At 64.1% G+C, this 18,833-nt stretch carries 17 protein-coding genes and 1 pseudogene; 4 read left to right on the top strand and 14 right to left on the bottom strand.

What is annotated here, in order from left to right; genetic code table 11:
* The first annotated feature begins 6 nt into the window (after positions 1 to 6).
* Positions 7 to 1,572 (top strand): alpha/beta fold hydrolase, encoded by a 1,566-nt coding sequence (locus KBZ22_RS12465; protein WP_255022204.1) that lies wholly within the window; start codon positions 7 to 9, stop codon positions 1,570 to 1,572.
* Positions 1,573 to 1,615: 43 nt separating this feature from the next.
* Here KBZ22_RS12465 and KBZ22_RS12460 read toward each other — a convergent pair whose 3' ends face one another.
* The 6 genes from KBZ22_RS12460 to KBZ22_RS12435 all read right to left on the bottom strand — a co-directional run bounded on the left by KBZ22_RS12460 (position 1,616) and on the right by KBZ22_RS12435 (position 8,023).
* Entirely contained in the window at positions 1,616 to 2,353 is a 738-nt protein-coding gene (locus KBZ22_RS12460; RefSeq protein ID WP_255022203.1) for a Bax inhibitor-1 family protein, read from the bottom strand.
* 124 nt (positions 2,354 to 2,477) lie between these two features.
* On the bottom strand, positions 2,478 to 2,984 hold the full coding sequence (locus tag KBZ22_RS12455; protein ID WP_255022202.1) for an aromatic acid exporter family protein: 507 nt from the start codon (positions 2,982 to 2,984) through the stop codon (positions 2,478 to 2,480).
* On the bottom strand, positions 2,981 to 4,012 hold the full coding sequence (locus tag KBZ22_RS12450; protein ID WP_255022201.1) for a PhoH family protein: 1,032 nt from the start codon (positions 4,010 to 4,012) through the stop codon (positions 2,981 to 2,983). The genes KBZ22_RS12455 and KBZ22_RS12450 overlap by 4 nt, the downstream gene beginning before the upstream one ends.
* A gap of 11 nt (positions 4,013 to 4,023) precedes the next feature.
* Positions 4,024 to 4,470 (bottom strand): 30S ribosomal protein S16, encoded by a 447-nt coding sequence (gene rpsP, locus KBZ22_RS12445; protein ID WP_255022200.1) that lies wholly within the window; start codon positions 4,468 to 4,470, stop codon positions 4,024 to 4,026.
* A 49-nt stretch (positions 4,471 to 4,519) separates the two neighbouring features.
* Positions 4,520 to 6,001, bottom strand: a complete 1,482-nt coding sequence (gene ffh, locus KBZ22_RS12440; protein WP_255022199.1) for a signal recognition particle protein — start codon at positions 5,999 to 6,001, stop codon at positions 4,520 to 4,522.
* A 75-nt stretch (positions 6,002 to 6,076) separates the two neighbouring features.
* Positions 6,077 to 8,023: an IMS domain-containing protein gene (locus KBZ22_RS12435; protein ID WP_255022198.1), complete on the bottom strand. Its 1,947-nt coding sequence runs from the start codon at positions 8,021 to 8,023 to the stop codon at positions 6,077 to 6,079.
* Between the two features lie 164 nt (positions 8,024 to 8,187).
* Between KBZ22_RS12435 and pdhA the strand changes: the two genes are divergently transcribed.
* Positions 8,188 to 9,300: a pyruvate dehydrogenase (acetyl-transferring) E1 component subunit alpha gene (gene pdhA / locus KBZ22_RS12430; protein WP_396112081.1), complete on the top strand. Its 1,113-nt coding sequence runs from the start codon at positions 8,188 to 8,190 to the stop codon at positions 9,298 to 9,300.
* 10 nt (positions 9,301 to 9,310) lie between these two features.
* Here the strand turns inward: pdhA and KBZ22_RS12425 are convergent, their stop codons facing one another.
* Together KBZ22_RS12425 and KBZ22_RS12420 are read right to left on the bottom strand one after the other, a co-directional pair.
* Entirely contained in the window at positions 9,311 to 10,237 is a 927-nt protein-coding gene (locus KBZ22_RS12425) for a sigma-70 family RNA polymerase sigma factor (RefSeq protein WP_255022196.1), read from the bottom strand.
* A gap of 141 nt (positions 10,238 to 10,378) precedes the next feature.
* Complete coding sequence (locus KBZ22_RS12420; RefSeq protein ID WP_255022195.1) at positions 10,379 to 11,932, bottom strand: NAD(P)H-hydrate dehydratase; 1,554 nt, start codon at positions 11,930 to 11,932, stop codon at positions 10,379 to 10,381.
* 23 nt (positions 11,933 to 11,955) lie between these two features.
* Here KBZ22_RS12420 and mnmA point away from each other — a divergent pair, with 23 nt between their 5' ends.
* Positions 11,956 to 13,167 (top strand): tRNA 2-thiouridine(34) synthase MnmA, encoded by a 1,212-nt coding sequence (gene mnmA / locus KBZ22_RS12415; RefSeq protein ID WP_396112073.1) that lies wholly within the window; start codon positions 11,956 to 11,958, stop codon positions 13,165 to 13,167.
* 58 nt (positions 13,168 to 13,225) lie between these two features.
* On the opposite strand, the gene KBZ22_RS12410 is transcribed toward mnmA, so the two are convergent.
* From KBZ22_RS12410 to KBZ22_RS12400, 3 genes are read right to left on the bottom strand one after another with little or no spacing between them, the layout of a single operon-like run.
* Positions 13,226 to 13,471 (bottom strand): 2Fe-2S iron-sulfur cluster-binding protein, encoded by a 246-nt coding sequence (locus KBZ22_RS12410; RefSeq protein ID WP_255022193.1) that lies wholly within the window; start codon positions 13,469 to 13,471, stop codon positions 13,226 to 13,228.
* Positions 13,472 to 14,962, bottom strand: coding sequence for a cobyric acid synthase (locus tag KBZ22_RS12405; RefSeq protein ID WP_255022231.1), 1,491 nt, complete (start codon positions 14,960 to 14,962; stop codon positions 13,472 to 13,474). It lies immediately after the preceding gene.
* A gap of 44 nt (positions 14,963 to 15,006) precedes the next feature.
* Entirely contained in the window at positions 15,007 to 15,402 is a 396-nt protein-coding gene (locus KBZ22_RS12400; protein WP_255022192.1) for an Npun_F0494 family protein, read from the bottom strand.
* A gap of 21 nt (positions 15,403 to 15,423) precedes the next feature.
* Between KBZ22_RS12400 and KBZ22_RS12395 the strand changes: the two genes are divergently transcribed.
* Positions 15,424 to 16,002 (top strand): nucleoside triphosphate pyrophosphatase, encoded by a 579-nt coding sequence (locus KBZ22_RS12395; RefSeq protein ID WP_255022191.1) that lies wholly within the window; start codon positions 15,424 to 15,426, stop codon positions 16,000 to 16,002.
* Here the strand turns inward: KBZ22_RS12395 and KBZ22_RS12390 are convergent.
* From KBZ22_RS12390 to KBZ22_RS12380, 3 genes and pseudogenes are all read right to left on the bottom strand, one after another.
* Positions 15,980 to 16,963, bottom strand: coding sequence for a YcgJ family protein (locus KBZ22_RS12390; RefSeq protein WP_255022190.1), 984 nt, complete (start codon positions 16,961 to 16,963; stop codon positions 15,980 to 15,982). The genes KBZ22_RS12395 and KBZ22_RS12390 overlap by 23 nt on opposite strands.
* Positions 16,964 to 17,142: 179 nt before the next feature.
* Positions 17,143 to 18,564 carry a photosystem II reaction center protein CP43 gene (psbC, locus tag KBZ22_RS12385; protein WP_261354064.1) on the bottom strand — a complete coding sequence of 474 codons (1,422 nt, stop codon included), beginning with the start codon at positions 18,562 to 18,564 and terminating at the stop codon, positions 17,143 to 17,145.
* Positions 18,512 to 18,833, bottom strand: a pseudogene (locus KBZ22_RS12380) (photosystem II D2 protein (photosystem q(a) protein)); the annotation flags it as partial. The pseudogene KBZ22_RS12380 and the gene psbC, both read right to left, overlap by 53 nt.

Here is an 18,833-nt window from a genome sequence, read left to right as displayed (position 1 = left end):
CTGCCCATGAATCGCCCCTTCAGACACCGGGCTTTATCCATTCTGGCCACGGGAATCGGTGCCGCCGCCTTGCTGGGCTCGGCGCCGGCCAGGGCGATTGAAACCATTAATTTGCGCCTGCCCCTGCTCGAGACAGACTTCAGCATCAGGGTCGCTGAATTGCGCAGTCCGGAAGCATTGATTGCCGGCGACAGCGATCTGGCCGAGCTCGACCGTGCCACCCGAGGTGAGATTGGCCGCAGGCTCAAGGCCGTGGTGAACTCAAACCTGCCCTTTGAGGCCAAGGCGGTTATTCGCCAGGCCCAGGGTTCACCGCTGCTTGATCAGGTGCTCCTGTTGGTGGGGGCCCTAGGCGACATCGATGGCTTGCCTGATCCGCTCGATCCGGCTCAGTTTGAGCAAGCCATGGAGCGGTCTGCCGCTAAGGGGGGCATCACCCTGCTGGATGTGATCGAGCAGCTACCAGGCCAGAGCGTCACGGTGGAGCTGGGCCGGTTGGGATTTTCAATTCAGCGGTTTCGAGACCAACGCCGCTCGGCTGAAAAGCTGATTGCCTCCATCCCCGCTGTGGGCAGTGCTGGACCACTGCAGGAGGCAGGGCGGCAGTCTGTTGCCCGCCAGGAATTAAGCATCGCCGTTGGCCATCGCCCGGAGCCGTTGGCTCTGGTGGTGCTCGAGCCAACCGGATCTGGAGCGGCGCCAAATCGACTGGTGGTGATTTCCCATGGGCTGTGGGATGACCCCAGCAACTTCGAGGGCTGGGCAGCCCACCTGGCTAGCCATGGCTACACCGTGGTGCTGCCCCGCCACCCAGGCAGCGATCAAAGCCAGCAGCGAGCCATGCTGGCCGGCAAGCAGCCCCCTCCCAGTCCGTCTGAGCTGGCCCTGCGGCCAAAAGACGTGTCGGCCGTGATCGATGCCGCCGCCCAGGGCAGTCTGGTCCTGCGCCGACCGGTGAACACCCAGGCTGTGCTGGTGGCGGGCCATTCCTGGGGGGCAACTACTGCACTGCAACTGGCTGGGGCCCGGCCGATCACCACCAAGCTTCAGCGGCTCTGCGATGAGGTGCGCGATCCCTCCCGCAATCTCAGCTGGGTGCTGCAGTGCAATTTCGTGGGCTCGGCGGACAGCGCCGCTCTGGTAGACCCCCGGGTGGCTGCTGCCATTGCTGTAAGTCCTCCAATGCGCTTGCTATTTGATGTCGATTCCGCCGCCAGCATGAAGGCGAAGGTGCTGGTGATCAGCGGTAGCCGCGACTGGGTGGTTCCGCCCGGGCCCGAGGCGATCGAGCCCATGGCCAGGGCGACCCGGGGCGGCGCCAGTGGCCATCGCCTGGTGCTGGCTGAGAATGCCGATCACTTCAATTTGCGTTCGCCCAGGGGCGAGTCCGGGGGGGCCTTGCGGGCTCTGATGTTGGCTTGGTTTAACTCTGCTGCTCGCTTAAGCCCAGGTAACCCGCCTGAATTGCCGCTTGCTGGTTGGGGCAGTGCAACCCATCCGCTGCGGGACGTGACAACGGCGTTGCCCAAGCCACCGTCGAAGCCACCGCTCAAGCCACAGGCTCAGCCATAAAAAAAGCGCCCCTTTGGGGGCGCTGAAGTTGCTGGATTGAAGCTCAGTCGCGGCGGCCGCCGCCCTGGAGGGCAATGATCAGGCGCAGGATGAAGATAAATAAGTTGATGTAGGTGAGATACATCCCCAAAGCGCCGGCCAAATATTGGTCGTCGCTGTAGGTGCGAGGCATCGTGTAGAAGTCGACGAAGGCTGCGCCTACGAACAGCACCGTGCCGAAACCTGCAATCAGCAGTTCGAAGGTGCCGCCGCTGAAAACGCCTGGGGCAAAAATGCCACCGATGATCTGCACCACCATGGCGATCAGCAGGCCGAGGATGCCCAGACCCACTACGCCGCTCAGGGCTTGGCCGATGTTGTCGCTCATGCGGCGACCCACCACTGAGGCCACCACAAAAGTGATGCCCGTAGCCAGGGTGGCTGTGCCGATGGCGCCTACACCAGCGGCACTTACGGCGTAGGCAACGATGCCACTGAGGGTGAAGCCGGTGATCAGGCTGTAGGCCGTCAGCAGCGGCAGGGCAGTGTTGTTGTTGCCCTTCAGGGCCACATTCTGGGCCACGAAGAACAGGATGAAGTTGCCGATCAGAGCCACCCAGAACAGGGGCATGAACAGGGCTGGGCTGCTGGCCATCAGGGCCAAGCCTCCCATCACCCCACCGGCGGTGAGCACCATGCCGCCGCCCACATAGGGCAGGGCCATGTTGACCACATTGGGGCCCACTAGGGCGCTTGATTGGGCCTCACGAATGGCCTGTTGAAAATTGCTGCTGGCCGGCATGGCGCACCAGTGGTTTCGAAGTTTCTATATCCTGCCAGTGATCTGCAGGCAACGGGAGGCCCTGCTGGCTGCCGTTGGTGCGGATCTCCCTATCGGGATTGGGCTCAGGTTTGGCGCCTGGGCTTCAGGAATCGCCATCGACCTGGTTGTTTGAGCTAGGCCAGAGCCCCGCCGCGAGCACCGCAACGCCGGTGCCGATGAATGATTCAGCCAAGCGCAGCAGGGCATTTAGCCCCGGACTCAGCTTCGGATCCAGGCTGCCGGTGACCATCACAACGATCACGGTGATCGCTGCGAGGCGGCCATGGCTGGGCACATTGATCGCTGCGCAGAGCGCAACTGTGGCGAAGATTGCCACGGCCATGCCAAGTGGGTGAAAGGGCAGCAGCGTCAGGTAAATCGCACTGGTGCCGGCGCCTATGGCTGAACCCAAAATTCGCAGCGAGGCTGAGGAGGTTGTCTCCCTGCGGGTGGCCTGGGTTACCACGATCGCTGAGATCGCCGACCAAAGCCCGCCGATCTTGGGTAGGTATCCCGGGAACAGATTTGTGAACCAGTAGCCGAGCAAATAAGCCACCAAAGCCGCTATGGCGATTTCTGCGGGGATGCGCAGGCGCTCTGCTTTGTTCATGGCTCAGGCTCAGTGCACGGGCTATCGAATCGCCTTTTAACGGCAGGCGCCAGCTTGGTGGCATCGCGATCGGCATAGGCCTCCACCAGCCTCTGCACTAGCGGGTGGCGCACCACGTCAGCCGCGGTGAGCTCGCAGATCGCCACCCCCTCCACCCCCTGCAGCACCTGGGCCGCTTCCTGCAGGCCGCTCTTTACCCCATAGGGCAGGTCCACCTGGGTGGGATCGCCAGTTACCACCATGCGGGAGTGTTCCCCCAGCCGGGTAAGCACCATCCGCATCTGGGCGGTGGTGGTGTTTTGGGCTTCGTCGAGGATCACAAAGGCGTCGGCCAGGGTGCGGCCGCGCATGTAAGCAAGAGGGGCCACTTCAATCACCCCTTTTTCCAGCAGGGCACCGGTGCGCTCGGCGCCAAGCAGGGCGTGCAGGGCGTCGTAGAGGGGGCGCAGGTAGGGATCAACTTTCTGCTGCAGATCGCCCGGTAAAAACCCGAGCCGTTCGCCCGCCTCAACCGCCGGACGAGTGAGCACCAACCGCTCGACCTTGCGCTCGGTGAGCATGCGCACCGCCTGAACGGCGGCCAGAAAGGTTTTGCCAGTGCCCGCCGGGCCGAGGGCAATGGTGAGGTCGTGGCGCTCCATAGCTTCCACATAGGACTGCTGGCGCAGGGTGCGCGGGCGCAGCAACTTGCCACTCTGGCTGCGGGCCAGCACTTGGCGCCCCATTTGCTGATGCTCCGCGCTCCTGCCGGTGTCGAGGGCCTGAAGGGCTACCCGCACATCCACTTGAGTGATGGCTTGGCCTTCCTGCCACAGGGGGCGAAGCAATTCCACCAACGCCGCAGCACGCTCCAGCTGGCTGGGGGGTGCCTGAATGACCAAATCCAGCCCCCGCAGCACTAGCGAAGCTCCGGTGAGGGCTTCGAGTTGGCGCAGGGTGGATGATTCGGCGTCACCTGCCAGGGCTAGAGCTGCGGCAGGATTGGGCAGGGGAATGGCAAAGCTTGTGGGCCCCTTTGGCTCTGCCATGGGGCGAAAGCTCAAGCTTCGGCGGTAGCGGCGGCTTCCGTAGTTGCTTCTTCGGCACTGGCGGCTTCAGCAGCAGCAGCTTCGGCAGCTGCTTTGGCTTCGGCGGCAGCAGCAGATTCGGCAGCTTTGGCCTCAGCAGCTTCCTTGGCAGCCTGCTTGGCTGCAGCTTCGCGGGCATCAGCCTGCTTTTGCTTGCCAACGACCTCAGCAGGGCGCAAGGTCTTCTCGATCAGACCACCCTTCTCCAGCAAGGAGCGCACCGTGTCGGTGGGTTGGGCCCCCTGGCCCAGGCGAGTGCGGATCGCCTCGGTGTCCAGACGGGTCTCTTTGGTACGGGGGTTGTAGAAGCCCAGCTCCTCAAGCGGACGTCCGTCGCGGCGAGAGGTGCTGTTGGTGGCCACAAGGCGGAAACTCGCTTCCCGCTTCTTTCCAAACCGCTTCAGGCGGAGCTTGATCATCGTGGCCTTGCGCTAGGTGTCCAAACAAGCAATGTACCCCGTCGGGTGCTCATAGCTGGCCGAATCCCTTGCGTTTCTTGGCGGGCTTGGCAACTCTTTGCCCCGCCCCACCGCCACCGCCACCGCCACTGCCACTGCCACTGCCACTGCCACCCATGGGGCCAGGCATGCCGGGCATCCCTGGCATTCCGGGCATACCCCCCATCCCTGGCATGCCGGGCATGCCGCCGCCGCGGGTCATCTGCTGCATGAAGCCGCGCATCTTTTGGAAATCGGCCAGCACCTTGTCCACCTCGGCTGAGCTGTGGCCGCAGCCAGAGGCGATGCGTCGCCTTCTTGAGGGTTGGGCGGCCAGCAGCTCCGGTTGCTGGCGCTCGATCTCTGTCATTGAGCCAATCATCGCCTCGATCTTCTTGAGCTGAAACTCGCCTTGCTTGAGCATGCCGTCGTCAATTTTGTTCATGCCCGGGATCAGCTTCATCAGCCCGCCCAGGGAGCCCATGCGCCGGATCATGCGCATCTGTTGCAGAAAGTCGGAGAAGTCAAAACTGGCTTCCTGGAGTTTTTGCTGCATGCGGGCCACGTCGGCCAGCTCCACCTCCTTGGTGGCCTTCTCCACCAGGGTGAGCACGTCGCCCATGCCGAGGATGCGGCTTGCCATCCGCTCGGGATGGAAGGGCTGGAGCGCCTCTACCTTCTCGCCGGTGCCGATGAACTTGATCGGCGCACCGCTCACCTTGCGGATCGAAAGGGCTGCACCGCCGCGGGAGTCGCCGTCGAGCTTGGTGAGCACGGCTCCTGTGATGCCAACCTGCTCGTGGAATGCCCGGGTGAGATCGGCGGCCTCCTGGCCGATCATCGAATCCACCACCAGCAGCACCTCGTCGGGCTGCACGGCCTGACGGATCCGCACCATCTCCTCCATCATCGACGTGTCGATTTGGAGTCGGCCAGCGGTGTCTACCAGCACCGTGTCGAAGCCCTCCTCGCGGGCCTTGGCGATGCCGGCGGCGGCGATGTCCTCGGGCTTGGCTTCGGTGCCAAGGCTGAATACCTCCACGCCGATTTGGGCGCCCAGGGTTTTTAGCTGCTCAATGGCGGCAGGTCTGTAGACGTCTGCTCCCACCAGCAGGGCCTTGCGCCCCTGTTCCTTGAGGTGCAGGCCGAGCTTGGCGGTGGCGGTGGTTTTGCCGGCGCCCTGCAGGCCGGCCATCAGCACCACCGAGGGCGCGCCGGGTTTGCCTCCTGCGGCCAGGGGGGCGTTCTCGCCTCCCATGGTTTCAACCAGCTGTTCGTGCACCAGCTGGATAAATTTCTGATCCGGGCTAACGCCCCGGACCACCTCGGCGCCCACGGCCTTGCGGCGCACCTCCTCGACGAAGTCCTGAACCACCGGCAGGCTCACATCCGCCTCCAGCAGGGCTCGACGCACCTGCTTGAGCGCGCCTTCCACGTTGGTTTCCGTGATCGAGGCCTGCCCTCTCAGGCTCTTAACCGCCTCTTCAAATCGCTGGGAAAGCTCGTCAAACATCGCGGTGCCACTCCGGGGCCAGGGGTTGGGGCCTGGGCCCCATATTCAAACGATCGTAAAAACCAGTCCGGCTGGTCAGGGAGCTTTCTGGAAGCTCACCAGGCGCCAGATACCTCCGTCGCGGCCAAACACATAGTGGTTGCGAAGCTCCATCTTGCTGGGCTCGCCTTGAGGATCCCCCTTGGAGTTGAGCCGCTGATCGGTGTAGCTCAGGCCCACCGTGGCGGCGATGCGGTTGGCGTCTCGCTCGTTGATCACCAGATTGGTGATGTCGGTGCTGATGGTCTGGGTTTCGCCGCGGGCCTGGTCGGCGTCGCGCTCCGATCCGAGTCGATCCAGCTGGCTTGGCCGGGCCAGCACCTCCAGGGGAATGCGACTGTCTTTGCCTGCCAGGATTGCGGCCTTGGCGTCGAGCCATGCTTCGAGCAGGGCCTGCACCTGGGCTTCACTCGGCGCTTCCTCCCGCAGGGGCAGGCTGGGCTCGGCGGCAGGGGTTGCCTTGACGGGAGCGGTGGGCTTGATGGGAACAGCTGGTGGGGCGACCGGTTGCACCGCGATGGGAGTGCGGCCCGGGCCGGGGGCGGGAGAGCGCAGCCTCACTAACGAGGCGATGGCAAGCAGTGCCACCCCGGCTGCCACGGCTACTCCGGTAGTTGTGCGGCGCGACGGCCACTGCCGCTGCCGCTGCCACTGCCAGTGGGGCATGCGCTCCATCCAGGAGGCAGGACCATGGCTATCCCAGGCTTCCCGCAGGCTCTCTAGCCAGGCCGTCCCGTCCCAGTCCCACTGCTCGTCTTCGTCTTCCTGTTCCGGGAAGCCGCCGCTGGGCCTGGCTGGGGCCGCGCTAACCGGGGCTGAGCCCATGTCCCAGGTAAAGGCGCTTTCGGTGGTCGCTGGCAATCGCTCTGAGGGGCTGTCGTGCTGCTCGACATAGGCCTGTACGTCGCGGTCGGCGAAGTAGGCCTCCAGATCCGGATCAGCCTCCAGATCGCGGTAGCCGGGCAACACATCACGCGCCAGCCAGTCGCGGCAGTAGGCGCAAAGTTGGGCAAGGGAATCGCTGCTTTGCTGCTCCGCCCAGCGCTTCAGTTCGGGGGTGGCTCCCTGATCGAAGGCGCTGCGGGCTTTGTCCACCTGCCCAAGCAGCAGATGCAGGCAGGCCAGCAGCGGTTGCAGTCCGTCTTGACCGCTGGCCTCCAGCCGTTCGCGGGCCGCGGCGATGCGCTCGGGCTTGCGTTGGGCAAAGCCGGAGGCGGTGAGGGCGGTGCTCGCCAAAAAATCTGCAGCCGCAGAGGCTTCTGCCCAGCGACTGAACAAATCCACCTGCTCCTGCACTGTCAGGAAGGCACGGATCTGCTTAAAAAAGGCCTGAAATTCCTCTGGGCCCATGCTCGGGTCACCGAAACCCTCCAGTCCGCCCCGGCGGGCCACCAGCTCTTCAAGCAGGGTCAGACCCTCGGCCCTTTCCGCTTGAGCCGTGAGGTTGCGGCTGAGTAGGTCCAGCACTCGGTAGGGCCGCAAACCATCGAGCTCGTCGCTGAGTTGCTGGCGAATGGCTGGTAACTGGCCCATCCGCTGCAGCAGGTGCTGGCCCTGCCGCAGGGTCTGGGCGGCGGCCTCGTAGCGCCGTTGCTGGCGCAGGTCGACGGCGGCCGCCAGGCAGGCGAGGCCAGCTAGCAGGGCAAGGTCGGCCTCGCGAGTGCTCCCAAGCGCTGGCGTCTGAGGTGGCTGCAGGGCTCGGCAGGCGAGCTCGAAGCTTTCGAAGGCTTGACCCGCTTCGAGCAACAGCAGCAGGCCGCCCACCTCCTTGCTGGTGGACACATCAAGGGCGGGCATCAGCGCTGGCCCGCTGCCGGCCAGCGCCGTCAGGCCGGATTCGTAGGCTTGGCGCCGGCTGCTGTCGCTGAGTAGGTCGGCGCTGGCGCGCAGTAGTTCCTCACGGGCTAGCAGGGTTTCCTGGGTAAATCCCTTATCTGGCGCCCGGTCGACGCGTTGCTGCAGGGTCCGCAATAGGGACTGCAAGTCCGTGTTCGGGTTGACTCCGAGCAACCTGAAATGATCGATCGGCAGTTCCAATCCATGCCTTCCACTGGTGGCTGACTGTAGGCAGGGTCAGCGGTTGTGGCAAAAATTGTCAGCTGCTGCGGGAACAGACCTCGTACAGTTGGGCAATGACGCAGGCGGACATGGGCCACGACATTGCGGCGGCACCAGGATCAGCCTCCGGAGCACCGACCTGTTCAGCCGACGTCACCAGTTTGGTGGGGGCTCACGCTGAGCGCCTCGAGAACCTTTACCCATCCGTGCCTGCCACGGTGAATCGCGACGAGGGCTTGATGCTCTATCGCGACATGACCCTGGGCCGGCGTTTTGAGGACAAGTGCGCGGAGATGTATTACCGCGGCAAAATGTTTGGCTTTGTGCACCTCTACAACGGCCAGGAGGCCGTTAGCACGGGCGTGATCAAGGCGATGAAGCTGCAGCACGATTGGTTTTGCAGCACCTACCGCGACCACGTCCATGCCCTGAGCTGCGGCGTGCCGGCCCGCGAGGTGATGAGCGAGCTATTCGGCAAGGAAACCGGCTGCAGCAAGGGCCGTGGCGGCTCCATGCACCTTTTTTCCAAAGAGCATCACCTGCTCGGTGGCTACGCCTTCATCGGTGAAGGGATTCCCGTGGCCATGGGGGCTGCCTTCACTAGCCGCTATAAGCGCGATGCCTTAGGGGATGCCAGTAGCGACTCTGTTACTGCCGCCTTCTTCGGCGACGGCACCTGCAACATCGGCCAGTTTTATGAGTGCCTAAACATGGCGGCGCTTTGGAAGCTGCCGATTCTGTTTGTGGTGGAGAACAACAAGTGGGCCATTGGTATGGACCACAACCGTGCCACCAGCGATCCGGAGATCTGGCGTAAGGCCGCTGCCTTTGGCATGGCTGGTGAGGAGGTGGACGGCATGGACGTGCTGGCGGTGCGTGCCGCCGCCCAGCGCGCCGTTGAGAGGGCCCGGGCCGGAGAGGGCCCCACCCTGCTGGAGTGCCTTACCTATCGCTTCCGCGGCCATTCCCTGGCTGACCCCGACGAGCTGCGCGAAGAGGCTGAAAAGGAGTTTTGGGCCAAGCGAGATCCGATCAAATCCCTTGCCAGCCGCTTGATCGAGCAGGGCTTGACTACGGCCGAGGAGCTCAAGTCGATCGAGAAGGAGATCGATGCCGAAGTGGCAGATTGCGTCGAATTCGCCCTGGCGGCTCCCGAACCCAAGCCGGAAGAGCTCACTCGCTACATCTGGGCGGAAGACTGATACCCGTGCCCTAAAGCGTCGTGGGGGTGCGGCGGGTGAGATTGCGCAGCTTGCGTAGAGCTTTGAGTTCTACCTGGCGCACCCGCTCCCGGGACACATCGAGCCGCCGGCCGATCTCCGCCAGGGTTTGACGCTCCTCTCCTTCCAGCCCGAAGCGCAGTTGCAGCACCTGGCGCTCCTGGTCGCTCAAATGGCTCAGCCAGCGCCCTAGCTGCTCTTGATGGATGCCGCGCTCCACCCGGTCGAGGGGCTCCTCATCGGAGGAATCGGCGATCAGATCGCCTAGGAAGCTGCGGCCTTCATCACCATTTACTGGCGCATCCAGGCTCGAGGTGGTGAGGGACTGGCGCAACAGGCCATCAAGCTCTTCGATCGGCATGGCCATGGCCTCGGCGATCTCCTGGCGGCTGGGCATGGCGCCGAGCTTGTGGGCAAGGTCGAGGCTCACCTTGCGAATGGCGGTGAGGCGCTCGCTGAGATGCACCGGCAGTCGAATCGTGCGCGACTGGCAAGCGATCGCTCGGGTCATGCTCTGGCGAATCCACCAGAAGGCATAGGTCGAAAACTTATAACCACGGGTGGGATCAAATTTCTCAACAGCCCGCTCCAGTCCCAGTGAACCTTCCTGGATTAAGTCGAGCAGCTCGAGACCCTTGCCTTGATATTTTTTGGCAACACTTACGACTAAGCGCAAATTGGCCTTCATCATGCGCTGCTTAGAGCGCTTGCCGATGCGCATCAATTTCTTTTCCAAGTCGCTGAGCTCCCGATCTCCCTCCTCCGTGAGGCGCATCATTGTTTGCACCTGATTGCCGAGTTCGATCTCTTCAGCTGGCGTCAACAGGGGCTCCCGCCCGATCGTGGCCAGGTACCAAGTAATCGGGTCGCTACTTCTACGGCGGCTGCTTTCGCTGACCCTCGTCGGGGATGAGGTCATTGGTGGCCTATCGAAGGAATTGACTATCGAGGCAAATTCGGCTCTATGAGGGTGTTTTCAGCAACCCTTTAGCTTTCACTTGCAAAACAACACAGAAGCAGCCCTGTCCTGGTCTGACATTTACTGATTTCCGTGTTGTGATCAACACAGCTGAGCCAGTTTTTCTGCCACCTGCATTGGTGTGAAACCGCTCTCGGAGTTTTCCCCCCGTCGCCCGGCCTGGGCGTGGGCCAGTGCTGCCGCGGCGAGCCAAGTGGCGTCGGCGTTGCCGCTGGCGGCCAGGGCCATCGCTCCCAGTCCGGCGGCGTAGCCGGCCAGCACGTCTCCGAGTCCTGTTCTTGCACTACCGGGGCTGGCTTCTAGCAATTGCCAGCGGCGGCCATCCGGGGCCGCCACGATGCTGCGGGCCCCTTTGAGCAATACGCAGGCCCCACTACTCATGGCCGCCTGGGCGGCCGCCTCCAGGGCGGTGCTGCCGGCGAGCTCGGGAAAGAGGCGGGCGAATTCGCCGGGGTGGGGGGTGATCCAGGTAGGCCCCTGTCGCTGCTGGAGCCAGCGGCTTGCCTGCAGACCGAGCCCTTGGCTCACTGGCCCCGCCAGGCGGTTGAGGCCGTCTGCATCAAGCACCAGCAGTCCTTGCCAGCTCAGCAGCTCACTCCAACTCGGCGGATTGGGCCAGCAGTTGGCCTCCCCCAGGCCGGGCCCGACCAGCAGGGCATCCAGCCGCTGGGGATCGAGTTCGGCCGGGGGATCGAGGCATACCACTACCTGTGGGTGCTGCTGCCAGATGGTGCCGGCCAGGGCCTCGGGCAGGGCGGCCCGGACACTGCCGCAGCCGCTGCTGCTGGCGCCGGCCAGGGCCAGGCTGGCGGCACCCCGATAGGTATCGCTGCCCGCTACCACCAGCAGTCGGCCGCGTTGATATTTCGATGCCGCCGGGTTGAATTTGGGTTTAGGCCTTGCCGCCAGATCCCGCTCCGCCAGAGCCAGGGGCACGCTTATAGGAAGCTCCTGCAGCAGCGATGGCGGCAGGCCCAGGTCGACCCAGTGCAGCGACCCCACAGCCTCCAGGGCCGCGTCTTGAACCAGGCCGGTCTTGATGAGGCCGATTGCATAGGTGCTGATGGCCTGGGCCGTGTATGAGCCGGTGGCCTGGCCGCTGTCGGCGCATAGGCCCGTGGGCACATCAATCGCCACTAGCCCATGTGGCCGCTGGCGCTGGCGCTGCCGCAGCAGGGCTTCGATCGCCTCTCCAGGTGCTCGCCGCTGGCCGATGCCCAGCAAGGAATCGATCCAGAGGGCGGCACCGCTGGGATCGGGGCTTGACTCCAGCCGGGGAATGCCAAGCCACAGGGCGTGGCGCAGGTGGGCGGCGCTGAGCGGCTTGTGGTGCCCAAACGGGCTCCAGATGGCCGTTGAGATGCCAGCCAGGTGCAGTTCCCGGGCGATCACCAGCCCATCCCCGCCGTTGTGGCCTGGCCCCACCAGCACCAGCGCCCCATGGCGCCCCAGCCGCTCGCCGTGCTGCTCCAGCAGCAGCCGACTCACCGCCAGGGCGGCCTTCTCCATCAGGGCTTCCACCGGCAGGCCGCTGGCGAAGAGTTGCTCCTCCAGCGCTGCCATCTGGGCGCTGTTGACCAGCAGGTGGCTGCTATTGCGTTCCGGCCAAGGGGCTACTGCGGACGGCTCTCCCAACCCCTTTAAGGCATCTGGGTTTCATGATGGGAGTACTCCCGCCAGCTGTCTGCCCTTTGCCTGCTCCAGTGGCTTCTTCCGCTTTTGTGCCGCCTGCCTCTACGCCCGCTGGCCAGGCCGCTTTAGAGCGGCTGCGGGCCTGGCCCGGGGAGCATCGCGTTGCGGTGGGCCTCTCAGGCGGCGTTGACAGCTCCTTGACGGCAGCCCTGCTGGTGGAGGCGGGCTGGCAGGTGGAGGGCCTCACCTTGTGGCTGATGAGTGGCAAGGGTGCCTGCTGCGCCGAGGGCCTGGTGGATGCCGCCGGCATCTGCGAGCAACTCGGCGTGCCCCACCACGTGGTGGATTTTCGCGAGCACTTCCAGGCCCAGATCGTTGATTTTCTAGTGCAGGGTTATCAGGCCGGCGTGACGCCGCTGCCCTGCTCTCGCTGCAATCGGGAGGTGAAATTTGGGCCGATGCTCCAGTGGGCTGAAAGCGAGCGGAGCATCGGTCGGCTCGCCACGGGGCATTACGCCCGGGTGCGCCATGGCGCTAACAGCGATAACGGCCGTCACCAGTTGTTGCGCGGCTTAGATGGCCAGAAGGATCAGAGCTACTTCCTCTACGACCTCCCCCAGGAGGCCCTGGGCCGGCTGGTGTTTCCCCTCGGCGAGCTCACCAAGGCAGACACGCGGCTGGAGGCGGAGCGCCATGGGCTGCGTACGGCCCAGAAGCCCGAGAGCCAGGACCTCTGCCTGGCCGATCACCACGGCTCGATGAAGGCCTTTCTCGATGCCTACCTGCCGCCGCGCCAGGGACAGATCGTGCTTACCGATGGCACGGTGGTGGGCGAGCACGACGGCATTGAGCATTTCACGATCGGCCAGCGCAAGGGCCTGGGGGTGGCCTGGAGCGAGCCACTGCATGTGGTGCGCCTTGATGGGGCGATGAACCAGGTGGTGGTGGCTCCCCGCGCTGGGGCGGCCCGGGGCGAAGCGTTGGTGGGGGCGGTGAATTGGGTGTCGATCGAGCCACCTACGGCGCCCATGGAGCTGGCGGTGCAGGTGCGTTACCGCAGTGCACCCGAGCCGGCCCGACTGATTCCCTTGCCCGCCACCGACGCCGATATCGCAGCCCTGCGGCCCCACCGGGTGCGGTTGGAGTTTGCCGAGGAGCAGTTTTCGATTACGCCTGGTCAGGCGGCGGTGTTCTACGCCGGTGAGGTGCTGCTCGGTGGAGGCCTGATTCAGTCCTGAGCACAGGCAGGCCTAAGCTCAGGCAGTTCTAAGCCCAGGCAATTCTGAGCCCAGCCAGTCACCAGTAGGGGTCGCTGGCTAGCTCCACCGTTAGCGAGCCGGAGCGGCTGGCGGGCACCGTGGCAATGCAGGCCCGCACCACCTGGCCGTTGACTTCGATCTCGCAGGCGCCGCAACTGCCGCCCAGGCAGCCCGTGGGGATCAGAAAGCCTGCGGCCTGGGCTGCCACTAGCCAGTCACACCCGGCGTTGCAGCTGCTGGTGTGGCCGTTGGGCCAGTGGATGCTGGTGGCGGAGGCGGTCATTTAGGGGCTCAGCAGGGGGGTGAGGTTCACGTGGGCCTCAAAGGCATCGGCGAGTCGCTCTAGGAGGGCGTCTCGCTGCCGGCTGTGGTGGGGCGGGTTCTCCGGCAGGGCAGCCAGGCCGAGACGCTGGCGAAGTTGGTTGAGCCAACGGCGCCGCCAGGGCCCGCTTTCGAATACCCCATGCAGGTAGGTGCCAGCCACCAGACCACCCGCTTCGCCAAAGCTGTACCAATGGCCCAGGTCGGGATCGGTGGCGAGGGGCTGCAGGGGGCCGGTGGTTTCGATGGGGCTGCTGAGGCCGCGATGCAGTTCGAATCCCTCCAGGCTCAAGCCCTCGCTGGGCCAGCGGGCCGTGCTTTGGCGCTGGCGCAGGGCCTTGCGGCCGCCGAAGCGGGTGCGTAGCGGCAGCAGATCCAGTCCGGCCACCACTTGCCCGGCGGCGCAATCACCGCCCTCAAGGCCCTGCGGATCCAGTAGCTCCCGGCCCAGAAGCTGTAGGCCGCCGCAAATACCAAACACCTGCCCCCCGCCGGCGACGTAGCTGCGCAGCTCCTGCCCCAGCCCAGCTCGCTGCAGGGCCGCCAGATCTCTCAGGGTCTGCTTGCTGCCCGGCACGATTACCGCATCGGGGCGCCCCAATGGTTCCCCCGGCGTCAGCCAGCGCAGCTGCACGCTTGGTTCGGCCTCGAGGGGATCGAGATCGGAGAAATTGCTCAGTGATGGCAGGCGCAGCACAGCGATCTCCAGCTCGGCGCCGCTTTTGCGGCCGCGGCGCTCCAGCAGATCGAGGGAGTCTTCTGGCGGAAATAGCTCGTCGAGCCAGGGCATCACCCCCAGCACGGGGATGCCGGTGTGGGCCTCCAACCAGCGGCGCCCCTCGTCAAACAGCTCACGCCGGCCGCGGAAGCGGTTGATCAGCAGGCCGCGGATCAGGGGCCGCTCCACCGGCCGCAGCAGCGCCAAGGTGCCCACCAGTTGGGCAAACACGCCACCGCGCTCGATGTCGGCCACGAGGATGCAGCGGGCCCGCAGAAATTGGGCTAAGCGCAAATTTGTGAGGTCGCGGGATTGCAGGTTTACCTCCACCGGGCTGCCCGCTCCCTCCAGCACTAGGCGCCCCCCCGGATGGGCCGCCTGCAGCTCGCTCAGGCCGGCGCGAATGGCCGCCCAGCCTGGCCGGAACCAGTCGCGGTAGTAGTGCTCGGCGCGGGCCAGCCCCACCGACTGGCCCAGATGGATCAGCTCGCTGGTGGAGTCGCCCTGGGGCTTGAGCAGCACCGGATTCATGCTGTGGTGTGGTTCGAGTCCGGCGGCCCAGGCCTGCAGCGCCTGGGAGTAGGCCATTTCGCCGCCGTCCTGATCAACCCAGGCGTTGTTGCTCATGTTCTGCCCCTTGAAGGGCAGGGGCGTTTCGCCGCGACGGCGCAGCACCCGGCAGAGGGCAGCGGTCATCAGCGACTTGCCAGCCCCGCTACTGGTGCCCAGCACCATCAGCGGGGTGGGTGCGGCTGGGGCCGGCTGAGCAGCTTTTGCGCTCATAGACGCGGCCGGTGGCGGCGAAGCCAGTGCTGCAGGCGAATGGGGCCGTTGGCGCCGGGAATTTCGCCAGGCCATTGGGCCAAAACTTCGCGTCCCATGGGTGTGAGCCGCACCCGCTCGGTGAGGCCCTGGCCATCCACTTCCCGCCGCAGCACCCCCAGTTGGATCAGCCAGATCCAGTGGGCTTCAACCCGATCGGCCGTCGGTGCTCCCTGGCAAAGGCTCTGGAGGTCGTTCCGGCGGCAGAGCTCGCCGCCGCTGATAGCCCGATCGCTCACCTCCACGTAAAACGCCCGCCTAAATGGCAGGCAGCGCATTGCCTGGCTGGCCCTGGACAGGGAGCGTTTGTTTTGAAGCAGGGGGTCGATCGCGGCGGCTTCCCGGTGTTGCATAGAAGGATTCTCCCTGACCCCATGCTCGTGCTCGCCTCCGCCTCCCCAGCTCGCCGGCGCCTGCTGGAGCAGGCCGGCATCGCTCATCAGGTGCAGGTGAGTGGCGTTGATGAGGAGTCGATCAGCGATCCCGATCCCGCCCAGCTCGTGCAGCGGCTGGCCCGGGCCAAAGCCGAAGCCGTGGCACAACAACTGCCCCAGGGCCCCAGGGTGCTTGGCTGCGATTCGCTGCTGGTTTTCAACGGTCAGGTGTATGGCAAGCCCGCTGACGCTGGCGAAGCTCGGCAGCGCTGGTTGCAGATGGCAGGTGGCTGGGGTGAGTTGATCACCGGCCATTGCCTCCTTCCTTGCTGCCAAGAAGCAGCTGATGGCGGGCCACTGCTGGCCGCGGTAGTGACCCGCGTGCAGTTCGCTGCCCTCAGCGCGGCGGAGATCGACGCCTATGTAGCCAGTGGCGAACCCCTCCAATGTGCCGGTGGCTTTGCCTTGGAGGGGCGTGGAGGGCTGCTGGTGGAGCGAATTGAAGGTTGCTTCAGCAACGTGATCGGCCTGAGCCTGCCGTTGCTGAGGCGATGGCTCAAGGCCCCATCAAGTTGTTGAGCAGCTGGCCGAAGCTATTGCCGTTACTGGGGGCAGCAGTGGGTGTCACGGTGAGTACCCGATCAGACCAGGTGAAGCTGACACTGCGGCCCTGGTCATTGACATTGACCGGCCAGGAGTTGCCCTTGACATCGCTGAGCTGGTAGCCGCCGCCCCTGGGCTTGCTAACGCTGTAAATGTTGCCGTCTTGAAGACTCACCTCTAGGAGTCGTCCTTTGCTAGTGCGGTTTTCCCGCAGTTCACAGTTGCCGTTGTACAGGGATTTAAACCAGCGGGTCATGCGGCATTGGGCCGCTCGGGTCTGGGTACTGCTGGCACCGCCAGCGCCAGTCCCATTCGCACTACCGAATAGTTGGTTGGAGAGAGCAACATTCACCTGCTGACGGTTCCAGCCATCGCTCCAGCAGGTGCGAGCGTTGAGATCACAGGCGCTGCCGTTGCTGAGCCGAAATTGACGTGGCGGTGCTTGGCCGGCGAGGTTGCGCAGGGCGGTTTGCTCGGCAAAGGATCCGAAGTACTCCCGCGTTAGTCCCAGGGATAGGCCGGACTGGTCGTAGCAGACAGGACTGGTGCCGGGGTCGCAGACGATTCCGGCACGGGGGGTTTGCAAACCCTGGAGACCGCCGCCGGATTGATTTGCTGTTGTTGGGAGTGAGCCGAATAGTTGCTGGGTGAGGTTGGGAGCCATTTGGGCCCTCTGCCAGCCATCACTCCAGCAGGTGGCCGCTCGCGAGTCGCAAACAGCTCCGTTGCTCAGTCGGAAGTCATTCGCCTGGGGGCGGTTGCCCAGCTCGGAGCTAAGACGGTTGGCAGCGATGCTGCCGAGGTAGGTCTGTGTTAGGCCGATGGAAGGTCCTTGCTTGTCGTAGCAGGTGGGTCCAGCTTGGTCGCAGATCACACCGGCAGCAGGAGAGGTGATAGCTCCTTGGGCCTGGGCTGGCTGGGCCAGTAAAGGAACCATATTCAGACCAGTTGCCAGCAGAACAGCCTCCAATAGCCGTGATCTTGAGCTCAGGTTTTGAACTGAATGGCGGGCCATTAATAAAGGTCTTATTTCTCCGAAAGCTAGGCAGATAGGGGCGGGGCGGCAACAAAAAAGCCCCCGCTCGAAAGTGGGGGCCAGCAACGATCACTTTGTGATCAATCCAGATCCGGCATAGCCAAGGTGGGCTCTGCTTTGCGATCAATGCCCTTCTCGAAACCAGCAGCTGCAGCGCGAGCGCGACCTGCATGCCACAGGTGGCCGACCAGGAAGAAGAAGGCGAGGACAAACTGCGTGGACGCCAGCCATTGGCGGATGTTCACGAAGTTCACCGAGTTGGGCTCGGTGATGATGCCGCCAACGGAGTTCAGGGAGGCGTTCGGAGCGTGGGTCATGTATTCAGCCGCGCGGCGCACTTGCCAGGGCTGAATGTCGTTCTGGAGTTTGTCCAGGCTCAGGCCGTTGGGGCCGCGCAGGGGCTCCAGCCAGGGACCGCGGAAGTCCCAGAAGCGCATGGTTTCACCACCGAAGATGATCTCGCCTGTGGGTGAGCGCATCAGGTACTTACCCAGACCGGTGGGGCCCATGGCCGAACCGATGTTGGCGCCGAGGCGCTGGTCACGCACCAGGAAGGTGAAGCTCTGGGCCTGGGAGGATTCGGCGTTTGTGGGGCCGTAAAACTCCGAGGGATAGGCGGTGTTGTTGAACCAGATGTAAGCCGAGGCGATGAAGCTCATAAAGCTGAGGGCGCCGAGGCTATAGCTCAAGTAGGCCTCACCATTCCAGATGAACGCGCGACGCACCCAGCCGAAGGGCTTGGTGATTGCGTGCCAGATGCCTCCGAAGATGCAGATCAGGCCGATCCAGATGTGACCGCCGATGATGTCTTCCATCGAGTTGACCCCGATGATCCAGCCCTCGCCACCAAATGGTGCACGGGTGAGATAACCGAAGATCACGCCGGGGCTGAGGGTTGGGTTTGTGATGATGCGCACATCGCCACCGCCCGGTGCCCAGGTGTCATAAACACCGCCGAAGAACATGGCCTTGAAGACCAGGAGCAGGGCGCCGACGCCGAGAAGAATCAGGTGATAACCAATGATGTTGGTCATCTGATTCTTGTCGCGCCAATCCTGGGAGAAGAACGTGGAGTAGTTCTCCAGCACTTCAGGACCACGCAGGGCGTGATACAGACCACCAAGGCCGAGCACGGCCGAGCTGATCAGGTGCAGCACACCAACGACAAAGAACGGATAGAGGTCGGTGACTTCACCGCCAGGACCAACGCCGTAACCCAGGGTGGCTACGTGGGGGAACAGGATTAGACCCTGCTCGTACATGGGCTTATCGAAGGTGAAGTGACTCACCTCGAAAAGCATCATGGCCCCAGCCCAGAAGACCATCAGGCCAGCATGGGCGACGTGGGCGCCGAGCAGGCGACCGGAGAGGTTGATCAGACGGGCATTGCCCGCCCACCATGCATAGCCGGTGGAGTCGAGGTCTTTGCCCCCGACCACCAGATTGGAATTAAAGGGCGTTTCCACGGGGCAGAACCTCTTCAGGGAAGACGAAGTTTTCATGCGGCTGGTCAGCCGGTGCCATCCAGGCACGCAGACCTTCATTCAGCAAGATGTTCTTGGTGTAGAAGGTTTCAAATTCGGGGTCCTCAGCAGCGCGGATCTCCTGTGACACGAAGTCATAGGCGCGCAGGTTGAGGGCAAGGCCGATGATGCCGATGCTGCTGGTCCAAAGACCCATCACCGGCACAAACAGCATGAAGAAGTGCAGCCAGCGCTTGTTGGAGAAGGCGATCCCGAAGATCTGGCTCCAGAAGCGGTTGGCGGTGACC

Origin of the sequence: Cyanobium sp. L1E-Cus (assembly GCF_024345755.1) — a bacterium.
Taxonomy (GTDB): domain Bacteria; phylum Cyanobacteriota; class Cyanobacteriia; order PCC-6307; family Cyanobiaceae; genus Cyanobium_A; species Cyanobium_A usitatum.
Note: the sequence above shows the minus strand (reverse complement) of the source record. Positions and strands in the feature narration are given on the sequence as shown.

What these genes read in the sequence shown, in the direction of transcription:
- KBZ22_RS12465 (WP_255022204.1), top strand. Translation starts at nt 7, where the DNA reads ATGAATCGCCCCTTCAGACACCGGGCTTTATCCATTCTGGCCACGGGA.
- KBZ22_RS12460 (WP_255022203.1), bottom strand. Translation starts at nt 2,353, where the DNA reads ATGCCGGCCAGCAGCAATTTTCAACAGGCCATTCGTGAGGCCCAATCA.
- KBZ22_RS12455 (WP_255022202.1), bottom strand. Translation starts at nt 2,984, where the DNA reads ATGAACAAAGCAGAGCGCCTGCGCATCCCCGCAGAAATCGCCATAGCG.
- KBZ22_RS12450 (WP_255022201.1), bottom strand. Translation starts at nt 4,012, where the DNA reads ATGGCAGAGCCAAAGGGGCCCACAAGCTTTGCCATTCCCCTGCCCAAT.
- rpsP (WP_255022200.1), bottom strand. Translation starts at nt 4,470, where the DNA reads ATGATCAAGCTCCGCCTGAAGCGGTTTGGAAAGAAGCGGGAAGCGAGT.
- ffh (WP_255022199.1), bottom strand. Translation starts at nt 6,001, where the DNA reads ATGTTTGACGAGCTTTCCCAGCGATTTGAAGAGGCGGTTAAGAGCCTG.
- pdhA (WP_396112081.1), top strand. Translation starts at nt 8,188, where the DNA reads ATGGGCCACGACATTGCGGCGGCACCAGGATCAGCCTCCGGAGCACCG.
- KBZ22_RS12425 (WP_255022196.1), bottom strand. Translation starts at nt 10,237, where the DNA reads ATGACCTCATCCCCGACGAGGGTCAGCGAAAGCAGCCGCCGTAGAAGT.
- mnmA (WP_396112073.1), top strand. Translation starts at nt 11,956, where the DNA reads ATGATGGGAGTACTCCCGCCAGCTGTCTGCCCTTTGCCTGCTCCAGTG.
- KBZ22_RS12410 (WP_255022193.1), bottom strand. Translation starts at nt 13,471, where the DNA reads ATGACCGCCTCCGCCACCAGCATCCACTGGCCCAACGGCCACACCAGC.
- KBZ22_RS12405 (WP_255022231.1), bottom strand. Translation starts at nt 14,962, where the DNA reads ATGGTGCTGGGCACCAGTAGCGGGGCTGGCAAGTCGCTGATGACCGCT.
- KBZ22_RS12400 (WP_255022192.1), bottom strand. Translation starts at nt 15,402, where the DNA reads ATGCAACACCGGGAAGCCGCCGCGATCGACCCCCTGCTTCAAAACAAA.
- KBZ22_RS12395 (WP_255022191.1), top strand. Translation starts at nt 15,424, where the DNA reads ATGCTCGTGCTCGCCTCCGCCTCCCCAGCTCGCCGGCGCCTGCTGGAG.
- KBZ22_RS12390 (WP_255022190.1), bottom strand. Translation starts at nt 16,963, where the DNA reads ATGGTTCCTTTACTGGCCCAGCCAGCCCAGGCCCAAGGAGCTATCACC.
- psbC (WP_261354064.1), bottom strand. Translation starts at nt 18,564, where the DNA reads ATGAAAACTTCGTCTTCCCTGAAGAGGTTCTGCCCCGTGGAAACGCCC.